16 protein-coding genes and 2 pseudogenes are annotated in these 17,221 nt (G+C 63.7%); 8 read left to right on the forward strand and 10 right to left on the reverse strand.

Translation table 11 applies throughout. The features are described 5' to 3' along the window. The first annotated feature begins 67 nt into the window (after nt 1–67). Both K6I40_RS11300 and K6I40_RS11305 read left to right on the forward strand, forming a co-directional pair. Nucleotides 68–1,159 (forward strand): P-loop NTPase, encoded by a 1,092-nt coding sequence (locus K6I40_RS11300; protein WP_222919091.1) that lies wholly within the window; start codon nt 68–70, stop codon nt 1,157–1,159. Nucleotides 1,160–1,311: 152 nt separating this feature from the next. After that, nucleotides 1,312–1,638 carry a cupin domain-containing protein gene (locus K6I40_RS11305; protein WP_222919092.1) on the forward strand — a complete coding sequence of 109 codons (327 nt, stop codon included), beginning with the start codon at nt 1,312–1,314 and terminating at the stop codon, nt 1,636–1,638. 13 nt (nt 1,639–1,651) lie between these two features. Here K6I40_RS11305 and K6I40_RS11310 read toward each other — a convergent pair whose 3' ends face one another. Both K6I40_RS11310 and K6I40_RS11315 read right to left on the reverse strand, forming a co-directional pair. After that, entirely contained in the window at nt 1,652–2,785 is a 1,134-nt protein-coding gene (locus tag K6I40_RS11310; protein WP_222919093.1) for an asparagine synthase-related protein, read from the reverse strand. Then, a complete protein-coding gene (locus tag K6I40_RS11315) occupies nt 2,782–3,465 on the reverse strand; it encodes a PHP domain-containing protein (RefSeq protein WP_222919094.1) in 684 nt (227 codons plus the stop codon). The genes K6I40_RS11310 and K6I40_RS11315 overlap by 4 nt, the downstream gene beginning before the upstream one ends. Before the next feature lie 347 nt (nt 3,466–3,812). On the opposite strand from K6I40_RS11315, the gene purL reads away from it, so the two are divergent. Both purL and K6I40_RS11325 read left to right on the forward strand, forming a co-directional pair. Next, nucleotides 3,813–5,957: a phosphoribosylformylglycinamidine synthase subunit PurL gene (gene purL, locus K6I40_RS11320; RefSeq protein ID WP_222919095.1), complete on the forward strand. Its 2,145-nt coding sequence runs from the start codon at nt 3,813–3,815 to the stop codon at nt 5,955–5,957. Between the two features lie 170 nt (nt 5,958–6,127). Next, nucleotides 6,128–6,715 (forward strand): response regulator, encoded by a 588-nt coding sequence (locus tag K6I40_RS11325; RefSeq protein WP_222919096.1) that lies wholly within the window; start codon nt 6,128–6,130, stop codon nt 6,713–6,715. Between the two features lie 4 nt (nt 6,716–6,719). Here K6I40_RS11325 and K6I40_RS11330 read toward each other — a convergent pair whose 3' ends face one another. Continuing rightward, nucleotides 6,720–8,576, reverse strand: a complete 1,857-nt coding sequence (locus K6I40_RS11330) for a PAS domain-containing protein (protein ID WP_222920350.1) — start codon at nt 8,574–8,576, stop codon at nt 6,720–6,722. A 388-nt stretch (nt 8,577–8,964) separates the two neighbouring features. Between K6I40_RS11330 and K6I40_RS11335 the strand changes: the two are divergent. After that, a pseudogene (locus K6I40_RS11335) lies at nt 8,965–9,758 on the forward strand (ATP-binding protein); the annotation flags it as partial. On the opposite strand, the gene K6I40_RS11340 reads toward K6I40_RS11335, so the two are convergent. The 5 genes from K6I40_RS11340 to K6I40_RS11360 form a co-directional block, all read right to left on the reverse strand. Further along, nucleotides 9,755–10,912 carry an aminotransferase class I/II-fold pyridoxal phosphate-dependent enzyme gene (locus tag K6I40_RS11340; protein ID WP_222919097.1) on the reverse strand — a complete coding sequence of 386 codons (1,158 nt, stop codon included), beginning with the start codon at nt 10,910–10,912 and terminating at the stop codon, nt 9,755–9,757. The pseudogene K6I40_RS11335 and the gene K6I40_RS11340 overlap by 4 nt on opposite strands. Nucleotides 10,913–10,914: 2 nt before the next feature. After that, nucleotides 10,915–11,400: an Lrp/AsnC family transcriptional regulator gene (locus K6I40_RS11345; protein ID WP_222919098.1), complete on the reverse strand. Its 486-nt coding sequence runs from the start codon at nt 11,398–11,400 to the stop codon at nt 10,915–10,917. Nucleotides 11,401–11,526: 126 nt separating this feature from the next. Beyond that, nucleotides 11,527–12,270 (reverse strand): DUF6338 family protein, encoded by a 744-nt coding sequence (locus K6I40_RS11350; protein ID WP_222919099.1) that lies wholly within the window; start codon nt 12,268–12,270, stop codon nt 11,527–11,529. An 11-nt stretch (nt 12,271–12,281) separates the two neighbouring features. Further along, the gene (locus K6I40_RS11355) at nt 12,282–12,503 is read right to left on the reverse strand and encodes a hypothetical protein (protein ID WP_222919100.1); all 222 of its coding nucleotides are present in this window, start codon (nt 12,501–12,503) and stop codon (nt 12,282–12,284) included. 207 nt (nt 12,504–12,710) lie between these two features. Then, nucleotides 12,711–13,379, reverse strand: coding sequence for a hypothetical protein (locus K6I40_RS11360; protein ID WP_222919101.1), 669 nt, complete (start codon nt 13,377–13,379; stop codon nt 12,711–12,713). 124 nt (nt 13,380–13,503) lie between these two features. Between K6I40_RS11360 and K6I40_RS11365 the strand changes: the two genes are divergently transcribed. Together K6I40_RS11365 and K6I40_RS11370 are read left to right on the forward strand one after the other, a co-directional pair. Continuing rightward, nucleotides 13,504–14,067, forward strand: coding sequence for a thioredoxin family protein (locus K6I40_RS11365; protein WP_222919102.1), 564 nt, complete (start codon nt 13,504–13,506; stop codon nt 14,065–14,067). A 94-nt stretch (nt 14,068–14,161) separates the two neighbouring features. Further along, a complete protein-coding gene (locus K6I40_RS11370; RefSeq protein WP_222919103.1) occupies nt 14,162–14,950 on the forward strand; it encodes an aldolase/citrate lyase family protein in 789 nt (262 codons plus the stop codon). Between the two features lie 55 nt (nt 14,951–15,005). On the opposite strand, the gene K6I40_RS11375 is transcribed toward K6I40_RS11370, so the two are convergent. Then, nucleotides 15,006–16,124, reverse strand: a complete 1,119-nt coding sequence (locus K6I40_RS11375; protein ID WP_222919104.1) for an NADH:flavin oxidoreductase/NADH oxidase — start codon at nt 16,122–16,124, stop codon at nt 15,006–15,008. Between the two features lie 138 nt (nt 16,125–16,262). Here K6I40_RS11375 and K6I40_RS11380 point away from each other — a divergent pair. Next, nucleotides 16,263–16,571, forward strand: a pseudogene (locus tag K6I40_RS11380) (BtpA/SgcQ family protein); the annotation flags it as partial. Nucleotides 16,572–16,632: 61 nt separating this feature from the next. Here the strand turns inward: K6I40_RS11380 and K6I40_RS11385 are convergent. Then, the gene (locus tag K6I40_RS11385) at nt 16,633–17,157 is read right to left on the reverse strand and encodes a hypothetical protein (RefSeq protein ID WP_222919105.1); all 525 of its coding nucleotides are present in this window, start codon (nt 17,155–17,157) and stop codon (nt 16,633–16,635) included. Nucleotides 17,158–17,221 lie beyond the last annotated feature (64 nt).

Below are 17,221 nucleotides of genomic sequence, written 5' to 3' on the forward strand. Positions count from 1 at the left end.
CTCTCGAGTATCGAACCATCACACGTATCCCGTTGCACACCCTCCATTCGGCTAGCATACAGTCACTATGAGCATCACAGAACACGAACTCGAAATCAAACTCGAGGGGGTTGAAGATCCGGACATCGGCGAGGACATCGTCTCGCTGGGCTTGGTCAACGACGTCACCATCGATGACGAGACCGCTCGGATCTCGCTGGCCTTCAACGCGCCCTACGCGCCCTCCGAGATGGAGATCGGCAATCAGGTCCGCGAGGTTATCCAGAACGCCGGTCTCGAGGCCGACCTTCGGGCACACGTTAGCGAGGATCACGGCTTCGACGACGAGGTCCTCCCGCGGGTTCGCAACGTCATCGCCGTTTCCTCCGGGAAGGGTGGTGTCGGGAAGACGACGGTCGCGGCCAACCTCGCAGCCGGACTCGAGAAACGCGGTGCGATGGTCGGCCTGCTCGACGCCGACATTCACGGGCCCAACGTCCCGCAGATCCTCCCGGCCGAGAGCGATCCCGGTGTCACACCCAATGAAGAGATCGTGCCGCCCCGTTCGGACGGCGTCCGCATCATCAGCATGGGCATGATGATGGAGGACGATGACGACCCCGCGATCCTGCGAGGACCGATGGTCAACAAGTTCATGGTGAAGTTCCTCGAAGGCGTCGAGTGGGGCCGACTGGACTACCTCATCGTCGACCTGCCGCCGGGGACCGGCGACGCGACGCTGAACCTGCTCCAGTCGATGCCGGTGACCGGCTCGGTCGTCGTCACGACGCCCCAGGAGATGGCGTTAGACGACACCCGAAAGGGGATTCAGATGTTCAACAAACACGATACACCGGTGCTGGGCGTCGTCGAGAACATGAGCTCGTTCATCTGCCCGTCCTGTGGCGACCAGCACGGCCTGTTCGGGACCGGTGGCGCGGACACCATCGTCGACAAATACGACGTCCCACTTCTGGGTCGGATCCCGATCCACCCAGACTTCGGGGCCGACGGCAGTAAAGGCGCGCTCGTCAAGGACGACGATAGCGAGGTCCAGAACCACCTCGAGGACCTTGTCGGCGAGATCGCCGACCAGATCGGCGAGGCCAACCGCCGGACGGTTTCGGAGAACATCACGCAGGAACCCGCGAACAAGCTGCCGACCGAGACGGAAGACTAACTCTTCGCCGCTTCGAGAACGGGCGTTCGGATCGCAGATTGCGTTTTCACGCCAGTCAGCGTCGAAACAGAGCGATGCGAATCCGCTCGGATTCCCGGACCTCGGTCTCCGTTTCCCCCGCCGTTATACCGTATCCCGTCGAATCGACCCGTATGCTCGATACGTACGCCGATTCGATCGCCGACCTCGATCCGGATAACGGCGAGGTCGAGACCGCGGAACTGGTCGTCACCGACGATGTCCTCGTGAAGGCGTTCGCCCTCGGACCGGGTGCGGAACTCGAGGCCCACGAACACGCCGACAGCACGAACGTCTTTCACGTGCTCGAGGGGACGGTAACCGTGATTCAGGGCGAGGAGAGCGAGCGGATTGACGCGCCCGGAGTGGTCCACCACGAGCGCGGCGTCGCCCACGGGGCGAGAAACGAGACCGACGAGACGGTGGTCTTCACGGCGAGTCTCTGTCCGCTGCCGTCCTGACGGAGCCGGCGGGTCAGTTGCGCTGGATCTCGCCGTCCCCGAGCAACGACGAGACGTACTTGCCGACGTGGTCGTCCATCCGGCGCTTGTAGCCGGCCTGACGGGCGAGCCGATCGAGTTCGCGGGCAACCAGGCTGCCGTACTGGACCGCTTTCTTGTCCCGGTGGGCGACTTCGTCCGGCAGGTACCGAGCCGCCACCTTCCGGAACCCGCGTTTTCGTTCGTCCTCGTCGGCCAGGAGCTCGTCCGGGAGGTGCAGAGCCGCCTCGACCACGGCGTCGTGGAGGAAGGGCGCGACCGGCTCGAGGCCCGTCGCCTCGATCGTCAGCACGTCTCGGGGCAGCTGGTCGGGCAGGCTGCGGACCTGTTCACGGACGGCTCCCCGAACCGTCTCGGCCTCGACTCGGTGATCGAGCCGGACGACCTTCTCGTAACCACCGAATAGTTCGTCTGCGCCCTGGCCGACGGCGAGCGCGTCGAACCCGTCGGCGGCGACCCGCTCACCGACCAGATACAGCGGCAGCGCGATCTGGACATCCATTGCGTTCGTCCGACCGGTCGCCCGCGCCACCTCAGGCACGGCGCGCTCGAGGTCGGCAGGCTCGAGGTCGACGACCGTCAGCTCACGATCCATCGCGTCGGCGGCCGTCCGCGCAGCCTCGACGTCGTGGCTGTCCGGAAAGCCGACGACGTACAGCGGCGCGTCCAGCAGTTCGGCGACTAGTGCCGAGTCGACGCCACCGGAGAAGGCGACGGCGATATCGCGGTTGTCCCGCCGAACCGCGTCGGTCGCCGTTTCGATCGCGCGCTCGAGGTCCTCGAGGGCAGCGTCAGGCTCGGCGGGCTCGGGATCGGGCAGTGACCAGTGGGACTCTGACTCGGGAAGCGGGCCGTCGATGGCCGCGGCCGCGCCGGCCGGAAAGAGCGTCGGTTCCTCGAGCGCGGTCGGCTCGAATGCCCACGCCGGGTCCGCGCGCGACGTACTCGCTTCCGCTTCGACGAACAGGGGCACCCGCCCGAGCACGTCGCGAACGAGTTGGTCGTCGACCGCTCCCGCGAAGCCGGTCGTTCCCGGGAGCGGGTCGTGGTTCTCGAGGGCGGTACGAACGGTCGGTGGTTCGGTACCGCGAAGCGATGGGTCTGTCATTGGATGAGTTTCAGGACGCGGCTCAGTCGTCGTGTGACGCCGCCGGCGAACTGCTGGACGCTGATCCGCCAGGGGGTTCGCTTCCCTTCGACGGTTGTTCGTCCCGCCGCGATCGCGTCGAGAATCGCGTCGACGGAGCGTTCGTCGGCGTCGACGCGGGTGACCGCCTGGCCGACCATCTCGCTGATGTGGGCGTCGCTGCCGGCGGTCATCGGCAGGTCCCGCGATCGGGCGTAGCGTTCGGCCTGTCGGTTGGCGCGCCCGGTAAACAGCCGGGAGTTGTAGACCTCGATCGCGTCGCCGAAGGCGAGCTGTTCGCGGGATATCCGGGCCATCACGCCGTGGCGCGACTCTTGGAACGGATGGGGGATCACGGCCAGCCCGCCCTGGTCGTGGATCGCCTCAAGCGTTGATTCGAACGAGAGCCCCGGCGGGACGGCCTCCTCGAGCCCCAGGCCGAGTACGTGGCCCGCCTTGCTCGAGATTTCCATCCCCGGAATGCCGACCAGTCCGTAGTCGGGGGCGCGCTCGACGGCTTCGAGGCTCGCATCGATCTCGTCGTGGTCCGTCACTGCGATCGCGTCGAGACCGACGGCCTCGGCCTGCTCCAAGATGAGCTCGACCGGGTCGCGGCCGTCGTAGGACAGCGACGAGTGCGTGTGGAGTTCGACCGACAGCACGACCGCACGTTTATGCGGCCTGATGAAAAGCGACTCGATCCCTCGATCGACGGGTCAGAGTCGTCGTCGCGGCTCGAGCCAGTGGGTCGTCCCGACGATGGGGCTACTCGGTATACGGTTCGCAGAGTGAACGTCGATATCGTCCACCGACGTCGCCCGTTCTGTTCGCATCTCGACAGGACGCCAGTCCCGCCTTATCGACGGTCACGCGCTCGAGCCAAGCCGACATCGCAGTGATCATCGGGCCGATCAAACCGTCTGTCGCCCGACCGCCCTGCCCACGACATTCTATCCATGAACGTGCATATAGAAACCCATTTACCGGCCGACTTTCACCACCTAGGTGAATGAGTCTTGCCGATTCGGACCGCGAACTCGTCGTCTCCGAGTTAGATCGAGAGCCGACTCGAGCGGAGGCGGCGCTGTTCGAGAACCTCTGGAGCGAGCACTGTGCGTACCGCTCCTCGCGACCGCTGCTGTCGGCCTTCGACAGCGAGGGCGAGCAGGTCGTCGTCGGGCCGGGTGACGACGCGGCGGTCGTCGCGCTCCCCGGGGACGGTGACACGGAGACCTACATCACGCTGGGGGTCGAGAGCCACAATCACCCCTCCTACGTGGACCCGGTCGATGGCGCGGCGACGGGCGTCGGCGGCATCGTCCGGGACACGCTCTCGATGGGTGCCTACCCCATCGCGCTCGCGGACTCGCTATACTTCGGCGAGTTCGACGACGACCACTCGCAGTACCTCTTCGAGGGCGTCGTCGAGGGCATCAGTCACTACGGCAACTGCATCGGCGTACCGACAGTCGCGGGTAGCGTTGATTTCCACCCCGACTACGAGGGCAATCCGCTGGTCAACGTCGCCTGCGTCGGGCTGACGAACGAGGAGCGGCTTGTAACCGCCGAGGCCCAGGAGCCCGGCAACAAACTGGTACTCGTCGGAAACGGTACCGGCCGGGACGGACTCGGCGGCGCGAGCTTCGCCAGCGAGGACTTAGCGGAGGACGCTGAGACCGAGGACCGACCCGCCGTACAGGTGGGCGACCCATATGCGGAAAAGTTGCTGATCGAGGCCAACGAGGAACTCGTCGACGAGGACCTGGTCGAGTCCGCCCGCGACCTCGGTGCTGCCGGCCTTGGCGGTGCCTCGAGCGAGATGGTCGCCAAAGCTGATCTCGGCGCACACATCGAGCTCGAGCGGGTCCACCAGCGCGAGCCGAACATGAACGCACTGGAGATCCTGCTCGCTGAATCGCAGGAGCGGATGTGTTATGAGGTCGAGCCGGACAACGTCGACCGCGTGCGCGAAATCGTCGAGCGGTTCGACCTCGGTTGCTCGGTCATCGGCGAGGTCACCGACGGCAACTACACGTGTACCTTCGAAGGGGAGACCGTCGTCGACGTCGACGCCTACTTCCTCGGCGAGGGCGCACCGATGAACGACCTCGCATCCGAGGAGCCCGCCGAACCCGAGACGGACCTTCCAGACGCGGATCTCGAGGCGGCGTTCGACGCGGTCGTCTCGAGTCCGAACACCGCCTCGAAGCGGTGGGTCTACCGGCAGTACGACCACGAGGTCGGCGTGCGCACGAGCGTCGGGCCGGGCGACGACGCTGCGATTATCGCGGTTCGCGAAGCCGAGCAAGGGCTCGCGCTTTCCTCCGGTGCCGCGCCGAACTGGACCGATACCGCGCCCTACGAGGGGGCCCGCGCGGTCGCGCTCGAGAACGCGACGAACATCGCGGCCAAGGGTGCAACGCCGCTGGCCGCGGTTGACTGTCTCAACGGTGGCAACCCTGAGAAGCCCGACGTCTACGGTGGCTTCAACGGAATCGTCGACGGGCTCGCCGGGATGTGCGAGACGCTATCGACGCCGGTCGTCGGCGGGAACGTCTCGCTGTACAACGACTCCGTCGCAGGGCCGATCCCGCCGACCCCGACGCTGGCGATGGTCGGATCGAAAGACGGCTACGACGCACCGCCGCTGTCGGTCGAGGCCGACGGCAACCTGCTTCTCGTCGGCGACCTCGGCCTCGAGGCCGACGACGCCCAACTCGGTGGCTCGGAGTATCTCGCTCAATTCGACGGGAGTGACGCCTTCCCTGCACTCCCGACCGATCCGGCCGCCGTCGTCGAGACGCTCGCCGCGGTCGCGGACGACGACGCGACGCTCGCGGTCCACGACGTCAGCCACGGCGGCCTCGCCGTCGCGCTCGCCGAAATGGTCACCGAAGACACCGGTCTCGAGGTGGCGATTCCGAGCGACAATCCCGCGGGCGCGTTGTTCCACGAACAGCCGGGTCGCGCGCTGATTCAGACCGACTCGCCCGAGACGGTCCGCGAGGCGTTCGACGGTGTCGCACCCGTCGTCGAACTCGGAACGGCGACCGGCGACGGGACGCTCACCGTCCGCGTCGGCGATGAGACGATCAAGACCGATGCGGACGCGATCAGCGAACGACGCGCGACGATCGACCGCGAACTTGAGTAACAGGCTCGTTTGGCGGCGGTCGATGAATCGGTCGGACGTGATACTCGCGTCCGCTCCACGAGATGGCGATACTGACCTCCCGCTCGGTGTTTTCTCGAGCTATTGTCCGGTATATTGATATACGGCCGGGACGATTCATCCAACGAACCGATAGTCCCGGAGGAACTTCGATGACAACCGACACCCCGTCCGTCCTGATCGTCGAAGATGAACCCGACCTCGCGGATCTCTACGCCGCCTGGCTCGAGGGTGACTGCGACGTCGAGACGGCTTACGACGGCAACGAAGCGCTGGACGCCATCGACAGTACGATCGACGTCGTGCTGCTCGACCGGCGGATGCCGGGGCTCTCCGGTGACACCGTCCTCGATACGATCCGGGAGCGGGACCTCGACTGCCGCGTCGCGATGGTGACGGCAGTCGAGCCGGACTTCGACATCATCGAAATGGGGTTCGACGACTACCTCGTCAAACCCGTCTCGAAGGACGAACTGATCGACATTATCGATCAACTGCTACTCCGGGCGACCTACGACGAGCAGCTACAGGAGTTCTTCGCGCTCGCCTCGAAGAAGGCGTTGTTAGATGACCAGAAGACCGACGCCCAGCGGAAGTCGAGCCAGGAGTACGCCGAACTCAGAGATCGGCTGGCGGTCCTCCGCGTGGAGGTCAACGACACGATGCAGGAACTCCTCGAACAGGACGGCTACCGCCAGCTCTGTCGCGATATCGCAAACGAGTCCGTTATTCAGGAGTGAGATCTCACTCGAGGCGGCGATCGAGGGTCGTCATGTCTCGGATCTCGATCCGCGTGCCGCCGTTGTCTCCATTGGTGACGGTACACTCCCAGTCGTGAGCGTCGGCGATGGCCCGGACGAGCGCGAGGCCGAGCCCATTGATCGTGGTCTCGTCGGCGGCGGTCGGGTCAAGCACGCGACCGTGTGCGTTCGGCGGGGTTTCCGCAGCATCGTCGAACACGAAAAAGCCGCGGCTGCCGCCGTCGTCGAACCCAACCAGCCCGATCTGGACCGTCACGTCGCTGTCGGCCCGCGCCACGGCGCTGTCGAAGGCCGTCTCGAGGAGGTGGACGAACCGGTCGGGGTCTGCCCGGAGTGTTGCTGAGCCATCGACGATGACGTCGTCCTCGTCGAGACGCGAATCGCTGATGGCGTCCGTAATCGCCGACTCGAGTCGGATCTGGCTCCGGGTCCTGACTCGCGAAGCATTGCGGGCGAACTCCCGGATATCGTCGACGAGCCCTTCGGCGCGATCGAGCGTCGTTTCGACGGTATCCTCGGCGAGCGGGAACTCCCACTCGTCGGCTCGATCGTCCTCGAGCGCGTCGGCGACTGCCGCGAGCTGGCGTTGCAGGTCGCTCGAGAGGACTTCGGCGACTGCCTCGAGTCGCTCGGTCTGGCGCTCGAGTTCAGCCGTCCGGTCCCGAAGGACCTGTTCTCGCTCGGCCCGATCGAGGGCGGCCCGCGTGTTCTCGACGAGCGTCGAGATCAGATCGACATCGGTCTCGTCGAATCGGTGTGAATCGAGTGAGCCGGTCATGAGAACGCCGTGCGTGCCAATCGGCGCGATGATCTCCGATCGGAGTGGCGTGTCCGGATTGTAGAGGTCGTCGATCGCCCCGAGGTCGTCGAACCGTTCGATCTCGCCGGCCTCGAAGATATCCCAGACGAGCCCTTCACCTGGATTGAATCGCGGTAAGCCGCCGAACTCGTCGTGAGCCCCAGCAGTCCCGGCGACGGGTTCAAGGTAGCCCTGCTCCTCCTCGAGGAGCCAGACGCCGCTGATCGGGAGATCAAGCAAGTCGCTGCCGGCGTGGACGGAGATCGCACAGATCTCTTCGGGATCGTCGGACTCGAGGAGCCAGCGCGTGATTTCGTGGAGCGATGTGACGACGCGATCGTACTCGTGTCGATCAGTGACGTCTCGGATGACGGCGGCAACGGTCGCCGTATTGTCTTCGATCGGGACGAACCGGAACTCGGCCATCCGGTCATCGCCGTTCGGGCCGGTATAAGGCAGCTCGAGCTGGCGGCGGTCGGCGTTCCCGACGTCGATATCGGTGATCGCTCGACCGATGTCGACAGCGTGTTGGCCGTCGACCCCGGCCATTTCGGTCAACGTCTCGATGTGTTCGCCGACGAGCACTGATCGATCTGCGCCCAGAATCGACTCGGTCGCGGCATTGATTGTGACGATTTCGCGGTCGCGATCGAGCGTGACGACGGCGTCGTGGACCGCCTCGACGACGGCTGCGTGTTGGGCCAACGTTGTCTCCTGTGCTTTCCGCTCGGTGACGTCGCGCATATACACCGAGAGTCCGGTTTTTGAGGGATACGCCCGAGCCTCGAACCAGGTCTCGAGGTGCGTGTGATAGATTTCGAAGGAAACCGGTACCTGCTCGTCCATCGCGCGATGGAACCCGTCGGGAAACTGGGTCTCGACGGTCTGAGGGAACTCGTCCCACATGACTCGCCCGATCAGTTCCCCGCGGGAGCGCTTGAGCAACGTTTCGGCCCGCTCGTTGAGATAGGTGAACCGAAAGCCCGTATCGAGGGCGAAGAAGGCGTCGGTCACCCGGTCAGCGATCGGAACGGATCGCATTGTCACGGCTCTCTACCCCTCCTACCGACGGATTCGGTCCCCCTTGTGTTCAAGGCAATCGCCTCTCACAGGCGTTAGTATCATCGACAGACAGTCAGCATATAGTTAGTGAACGGCCTATTTCAGTGTCGTGGCCGAGCAGCGGCGTGTGGCGGTATCGCATACGTTCGCGATACGACCCTTCGACCGGCAGTCCCGCGTCCTCCACCCCAGCGTTGCGGTCCAGTTTACGTGCGGGACCCAGGCTATCCTGTCATCAATCGGCTCCGTCACGGGGCTGGGGATCGGCGTCCACGAAGCACGAGCACTCACCAACGCCAGAACGCTCGAGGAACAGAACGACACGCTGAAACGAACCGAGGAGCGCCTCAAGGAGGCAGTCACCGAGTTGGAAGCGTCCAACGAGCGATTGGAACAGTTCGCCTACACTGCCTCCCACGATTTACAGGAGCCCCTGCGGATGGTGACGAGCTACCTGCAACTCATCGAGAACCGGTACGGCGACGAACTCGACGAGGACGGCGAGGAGTTCATCGAATTCGCCGTCGACGGTGCCGGCCGGATGTGCGCGATGATCGACGGGTTGCTCGAGTACTCGCGGGTCGAGACGGAGGGCGACCCGTTCGAGCCAGTCGATCTGGACGCTGTCCTCGACGACGTACTGACGGACCTGCAGTTCAAGATCGAGGAAACCGATACCGAAATCACACGAGAGTCACTCCCTGTCATCGACGGGGACGACCGACAGCTCCAGCAACTTTTCAGAATCTAGTGAGCAATGCGATCGAGTATAGCGGCAACGAGCCGCCCCGGATACACGTATCGGCAGTCCGGGAGGGACGGACATGGATGCTTTCGGTCCGCGACGAGGGCGACGGGATCGATGCCGCCGATGCCGATTGTCTCTTCGAGATCTTTCAGCGCTGTCACTCGACGGCTGAACAGAGTGGCTCGGGAATCGGATTGGCCCTGTGTAAACGGATCGTCGAGCGCCACGACGGCGAGATCTGGGTCGATTCGGAGCCCGGCGTCGGATCGACGTTCTCGTTCACGCTCCTCGCCTGTGCGGAACCGGAGAACGAGTCCGAAGCCGCCAGCAACTGGCGGACGCCCTCTCGTCGACGCATCGATAGTAAGACGGTAGCGTGGTCGACCGGTTTCGGTCCGGTGGCGACGATTTAGGCGTGTTCTTCGACGAACGCCTCGATCCGGTTGAGCGCCTGCCGAAGGTCCTCGAGCCCGGTCGCGTAGGAGACTCGGAGGTGCCCCTCGAACCCGTCGCCGAAGATATCGCCAGGGACGACGGCGACGCCCTGTTCGCGCAGGACCGCCTCGGCGAATTCCTCCGCGGTGAATCCCTCGGGGACCTCGGGGAAGCAGTAGAACGCGCCCTTGGCCTCGAAGACATCCATCCCAATCTCGCGGAACCGCGAGAGGACGAACTGCCGGCGGCGGTCGTACTGCTCGACCATGTCCTGAACGTCGCTCGCACAGGAGTCCAGAGCCTCGATTGCGGCGTGCTGGGCCGTCGTCGGCGCAGAGAGCATCGTGTACTGGTGGATCTTGTTCATCGCACCGATGGCATCGGCGGGGCCGAGGGCATAGCCCAGCCGAAGCCCGGTCATCGCGTGGGCCTTCGAGAAGCCGTTGAAAACGATGGTCCGCTCGCGCATCCCCTCGAAGCTCGCGATCGAGGTATGTTCGCCGTCGTAGGTCAGCTCGGCGTAGATCTCGTCGGAGAGGACCGTCAGGTCGTTCTCGCGGGCGAATTCCGCGACCGGCTCGAGGTCCTCGGCAGGCATGATCGCGCCTGTCGGATTGTTGGGATAACAGAGGACGAGCATGTCCGCGTCGGCGGCACCGGCCTCCTCGAGGGCCTCGACGGTCAGCCGAAAGTCGTCTTCCTCTTTCGTCGGCACGGGGAGGACCTCCCCGCCGGCGAAGATGACGCCGGGTTCGTAGGAGATGTAGGCCGGCTGGGCGATCGCGACCGTATCGCCCGGGTTGACGAAGGCCCGGAAGGCAAGATCGACCGCCTCGCTCGCGCCCGCTGTGACGATGATCTCCTCGTCGGGGCCATACCCCAGATCGAATCGGTCGGCGACGTAGTCGGCGATCGACTCACGAAGCTCGCGCTTCCCGCGGTTGGCCGTGTAGGAGGTCTTTCCCTGCTCTAAAGACGTGATCGCGGCGTCGCGGGCTACCCACGGCGTCGCGAAATCGGGTTCGCCCACGCCGAGCGAGATGACCTCGTCGCGTTCCTCGGCGATCTCGAAGAAGCGCCGAATCCCCGAGGGTGGCACCGTCTGCACGCGGTCTGACAGTTCGAACGTCATGGTCAGGGTGAGAACGAGAGGCGGTCGTCGCCCTCGCCGTCGCCGAGTTCAATCCCGTTCTCCTTGTAGGAGGTCATCACATAGTGAGTGACCGTCTGGGTGATCTCGGGGACGGGCGCGACCTTCTCGCTGATGAACTGCGAGACCTCGCGGATGGAGTCTCCCTCGACTTCCATGTCGAAGTCGTAGTCGCCGCTGATCAGCCGCAGGGCCTTGACCTGCGGGAACCGCGCGAGGCGCTCCGCGATATCGTCGTACCCCGTCTCGCGGTCGAGCGTGACGTTCAACTCGACTTCGGCGCGGACGCGTTCGTCTTCCAGCTTGTCCCAGTCGACGACCGCCTGGTAGCCCCGGACGAGGCCCGCTGCCTCGAGCTCCTCGATGGTCGCCTCGACCTCGTTCTCCTCAAGGTCGGTCATTCGCGCGATATCCGCCGTGGAGTAGCGCGCGTTCTCACGAAGCAACTCGAGCACCTCGCGTTCGCTCATACCGCGTGAAAGCGCGAGCGCGAGTAAAGTTCTAACGTTGTTCGTCCGCCATCTGGATGGCGTCCGAGGACGGGCACGTTTCGCTCCCAGTAAAGGGTCCGAGGTGCGCAACCGCTGCGACAGAGATCAGCGGCGGTTCCGTATGAGCTGGCGTATGGATTTGCGACCCGGCTCTTCAATTGCCGATTCGGAAATAACATAGTCGATACTCTCCTGAGGGAGATAGACGTACTTCCCTAATTTCGTCTTGTCAAGTTCGCTCCACCGGGCGTGCTCACCTTCGAACGCTCGTACCGAGTCCTCCGTTATGAGATGCGGCGCACCGATCAGTAGATCTCCGTGGGTGTCTCCCGCATACGACCGATAGCCAGCAATTTCCGTTCCGTTGTGCAATTTCACCCGCAGTTGGACTCGCGGTTCGGGGTGGTGCTCTCGGTTCTCTTCCTGAATCGAGTTCCGCAGGAAATACTCCCAAGCGTTGTCGCGCGTTTTAGTACCCCGTCCCGGTGACTCGACCAGTTTGTCGCATCCCTTCCCGAATGCGTATCCCAACGCTACCCCAAGGAGAAGGGCTATCAAATATCCCGACGCGAGCAGTCCCCAACTCGTAGAAAATACCGGGCCGGTCTCCGTAATACCGAGGGACGCTAACCTGAGGCGACCGAACATAGAGACGAAGAATAACACGAACAGAACTGAGAGAACGGTCCCACTCGCGAGTAGCGACCACGCGGTTTTTTCGAATTCGTCGGTAGTTCCACTCAGAGACTGGCTGCTGTACAGGGCAGTTTTCAGGCTCAGAAATCCCGGGAGGAGAAAGAAAAATGCATACAAGAGATCGAGCGCGGGAAACTGGAGCGCGGAAACCATCGACAGTGTTGTTACGGTCCGTTTCGGGTGGGATTCTTATCTTGTAGTACATCGATGACCGTCGCGGCCTCGGGCTCACGTTCCAGAACCCTTAATGTAGAGAAGACGACCTCGTGTATTTCGTCCGCTTGTACCTCCTCCAGCGTGGCTTCATCCACTTCGTCCTCGACACTGTCGAGGAGATGTTGCATGATTTCGTCATCGAACTCGTCTCCGCGAGATCGCTCGGTCATACTTTTTCGTGCACTTCCAGACGCCATATCTCCTTGTCACGGCTACTAACCAGTACGTCTCATCCATATTCGTGTCTCCATAAGTGTGGCCGCGCTGCTCCGTTGTCGGAGACCGGTTCCGGCACTCCCCGCGGACAGTCCGTCCTGAGACTGATCGACTAAATGCACGTACTCTCGGGCCCTCGGCGGTTGGTTAGGCGGCCGAATTCACCGATAGTTCTTGAACAGCAGCGCCCGCACGTCGTCTTTCGTCTGAACCTGCTCGCTCGAGCCGTCGGGGAGTTCGACGGTGTACCGGAAGTCCGCCGAGCCCGATTCCGACCACTTGTCGTCGTGGGTCTCGAGCAGGCTCATCATCTCGTCTAACATGTCGTCGTCGTCAGCCGACCCGTCGCCGTCGTCGCTGGCGTCCTCGTCGTCGCCATCGTCGGCGTCCGGTTCATCCCCGCTATCATCCGATTCTCCCTCGGTGTCGTCCAATGAATCGGACGGCTCCGTCTCGCTCGAGTCGTCGATATCTGACTCGCCTGGACCGTTCGACTCGGACTCGCGGTCGTCGTCCGCGTCAGCTTCGTCGCCCTCGTCCGCGTCGGCCTCCGTCGTCTCGTCTTCGATATAGGAGACCTCCTCGAGTTCATGGGGGTCTGTCCCTCCGTCGATGGCTGCCCCGACGGACGCGGCGACGTCGTCGGTGGCCGAGGACTCGAACTCGCCGTCGGCCTCGAGTTCGATCTCCTCATCGAGATTGTCGATCAGGAACTGGACGGCGTCCTGTTCGCGGACGAAGCCGTACTTGCCGACAACCGATTCGGAGATCTCCTCGCGGAGGTACTGGATGAACGCGTACTGTTCGTCGGTGACCTCGAGCGTCTTCATACCCTGTCGATGCGGCCGGGGGTACTAATATGTAAGTCGTCACGGTCGTCCCCGCGTTGCCGCCCCGAGCGAGCCGACCGCTGTGAACGTGACGATTAAGGACGAACGGGCCAAAGCGCTGGATATGGTTCTCAAAGAATCCGAATCCGAACTCGAGGCCGGCGATACTGCCCCCGAGTTCGAACTTGAGGGCGTCGACAGGGAGACGTACTCGCTCGAGTCGTTCACCGATGACGAGGCGCTGCTGGTCGTGTTCACGTGCAACCACTGTCCGTACGCGCAAGCGAAGTTCGACCTGCTGAACGAGTTGGCCGATGAGTACGTTGACGTCTCGGTCGTCGGAATCAATTCGAACGATGCCGAGGAGTACCCCGACGACTCCTTCGAGCGGATGCAAGAGTTCGTCACGGACGGGCGGATCGACTACGATGCGTACCTCCGAGACGAGAGTCAGGCGGTCGCCCGATCCTACGGCGCGGTCTGTACGCCGGATCCGTTCCTGTTCGCGCGCGAAGACGGCAAGTTTAGGCTGGCGTATCACGGCCGGCTTGACGACGCGCCCAATCCCGACGACGAACCGAGCCGCTATCAGATCCGCGAGGCCATCGACGCCGTCTTGGCCGACGAAGCGGTCGACCTCGAGTGGCAGCCGTCTCGCGGCTGTTCCATCAAGTGGAACGACGAGTAAGACGCCCCTCGAACCGCTGTTTTCGACGGATTCGCTTCAGAGACAGCGCATCGTTCGGCCCCAGACTTTAGTCGCGGGCCGGTGTGGGCAGCGTATGAGTCAGGAACCGCGCGGCAATGCGCTCCGCGAGACGCTCGCGGCCGGCGAGGTCGCACTCGGCGTCCTCGAGAATACCTACAGCCCGACGGTCGTCGAACTCTACGCGGCGCTGGGCGTCGATTTCGTCTGGATCGACCTCGAGCACGGCGGGCCGAGTCCGCGGGACGCCGGCAAACTGGAGGAACTGCTCCGGGCGGCTGACGGCACCGACACGGAGCTACTGGTCCGCGTTCCCGACACCGATCCATCGCTGGTCCGGAAGGTCCTCGATGCCGGCGTCCGGAACGTCTTCCTCCCGCGGGTGGGCAGTAGCGAGGAACTCGAGGCGGCGGTGCGAGCGGGGCGGTTCGAGTACGACGGCGAGCCCGGCCGGCGCGGCATGGCGAACCCGCGTGCCAGTCGCTGGGGGCTGACCGACGAGTACGTGACCAGCGAGGACGAGTCGGCCGTCATCGGCGTTACGGTCGAAACCCAGTCGGCCCTCGACGACCTCGACGACATCCTCGCGGTGCCAGAACTCGGCTTCGTCTTCATCGGCCCACTCGATCTCTCGGTCTCGCTAGGTCATCCGGGCGAATTCGACCATCCAGAAGTCGAGGAGGCCGTCGAGACGATCCGATCGGCCGCCGTCGAGGCCGACGTTCCAGTGGGTGGGCTCGGCTTCGGCATGGACGACGTCAACGAGAAAGCGGAGAACGGCTACCAGCTGCTGAATATCGGCACGACGACCGGTGCGTTGCAGTCGTCCGTCACCGGGTGGCTGGACGACTACGACGGCGAGTAACTCGATCCCCTGGCCTGTACCAAACCGATTCGAAACTTCGGTCGAGCCGACCGCGTTACCGCTGAACGGCGCGCCGGTACTGGACCGGCCACGAATTCGCGACCTCGTCCGGATCGCGCTCGAGATCGCCGGACGCGCGGAGTCCGAAGTACGGATCGCGCAGGAACTCCCGGCCCACGAGCACGAGGTCGGCGCGGCCGTTGCGGACCAGCGCGTCGGCCTGCTCGGGTTCGGTGACGCCGCCGACCGCGCCGACGGCGACGTCGGCACCCTCACGGACTTGTTCTGCTAGCGGCACCTGAAAGTTCGGTCCCCCTGGGACCGCCTGTTCGGGGTGGAGCCCGCCCGAACTCACGTCGACCAGATCGACGCCGAGATCGGCGAGATCGTCCGCCAGTCGCACCGACTGCTCGATGTCCCACGACTCGCGGTCGTCGAGCCAGTCCGTCCCGGAGATGCGGACGAAGACCGGCTTGTCGTCCGGCCAGACCTCGCGGACGGCCGCGACGACCTCGCGGACCAACCGCGTTCGATTCTCAAAGCTGCCGCCGTAGTCGTCTTCGCGGGTGTTCGTGACCGGGGAGAGGAACTCGTGGAGCAGGTAGCCGTGGGCCGCGTGGACCTCTGCGATTTCGAACCCGGCATCGAGCGAGCGTTCGGCCGCCGCACGATAGGCATCGATGACGCCCTCGATATCGTCCTGGTCGGCCTTCCGTATCGCCGGGCGGTCGCCGTCGAACGGCGGGTAGGCGTCGGGCGACGGAGAGAGCACCTCCCAGCCAGACGCACCGCTGGGTCCGGTCTCGTCGGACTGGATCGGGACATGACCCTCCCAGGGCCGTTCCTTGCTGGCCTTGTGGCCCGCGTGGGCGAGCTGAATTGCTGGCACCCCGCCCTGGTCGCGGACGAACTCGGTGATCGGCTCGAGCGCGGTCGCGTGCTCGTCGCTCCAGATTCCCAGATCGTGGGGTGTGATCCGACCCGCCGGTGAGACGGCGGTCGCTTCGGTCATGACGATCCCGGCACCGCCGACGGCTCGACTCCCGAGGTGGACGCGGTGCCACTCGGTTGCGAGCCCGTCCGGATCACAGGAGTACTGACACATCGGCGAGACAGCGATTCGGTTCTTCGTCTCGCGGTCACGCAACGATAACGGAGAGAGTAGATCAGCCATCGCCGGGTATAGCCACGTCGGAGAGAAAACAGCCGTGGAGGGAGAGGGGTTTGCCGGATCGCGTTCGAACGACACGAACGCTGTCCGCCGGTGAGCGCCTCCACACCCACTTATCCCGATCGCTGCCCCACCACCGATATGGTATCGGGCACACCCCTCCGGAAGCGATTCGACGCCGACCGCCCCGTCGTCGGCGTGGTACACCTTCCACCGCTCCCCGGTGTACCGGATTTCGACGGCGATCGCGACGCCGTCCGAACCCGCGCGCTCGAGGATGCCACCCGCCTTAAGGCGGGCGGTGTCGATGGGATCATTCTCGAGAACTTCGGCAACGCGCCGTTTCATCCCGAGGACGTGCCGAAACACGTTGTCGCGGAGATGACTGCCGTCGCGACGGCCCTGACCGACGCCGTCGACGTGCCGGTCGGGATCAATGTGCTCCGAAACTAAACCCCAAAACTGGGACCATAGACTGCATCCGCGATCGGAGTAGGCTTCTTACTCAGATTTACCGATCGAACTTCCCCAGCGACAAATCAACCGTTCGAGTCACAGCGCCATCGAGATACCTCATCCGTGCTGTCTCAACGAACCGAGTAACCTGCCCGGGACGCGGACCCCAGTGTGCAATATTCATCCCGAGTTCCTCTTCTAACATGTGTCCGGCCACAAGACTCACCAGTGACGCAAGAACCAACGCAGCAAGCCATCCATTCGGACCTGTGAGGATAACGAGCGCGACTGGAAGCGAAGAATAGAGCGTGTACGCCGGGAGGTTATACAGAATTGATGTCTTCACGCTGAGGAGGTACGCTGTAAAACCGTACAATCCGAGTAAGAGTCCAAGGTCTCCATACCACACGAGGAGCCGAGGTGCTTCATCCAGACTTAAGAAATGGACGTTGAGTGCAATCGTATTTGTGAACACGGTCACTCGGCTTACGTAGTGCTTCTCGACGGCGAATCCAACGACCAGTAATGCGAGAACCGGGAGGTTATGCCCAAATAAACGGACGAGTGCGTCAATCAGCATACTATCAGTAATATAACCTCATCACTTTCAATACAACGTTCTGAATATCGTATAGCCTGATAGA

Source organism: Natrinema sp. SYSU A 869 (assembly GCF_019879105.1).
Classification (GTDB): Archaea; Halobacteriota; Halobacteria; order Halobacteriales; family Natrialbaceae; genus Natrinema.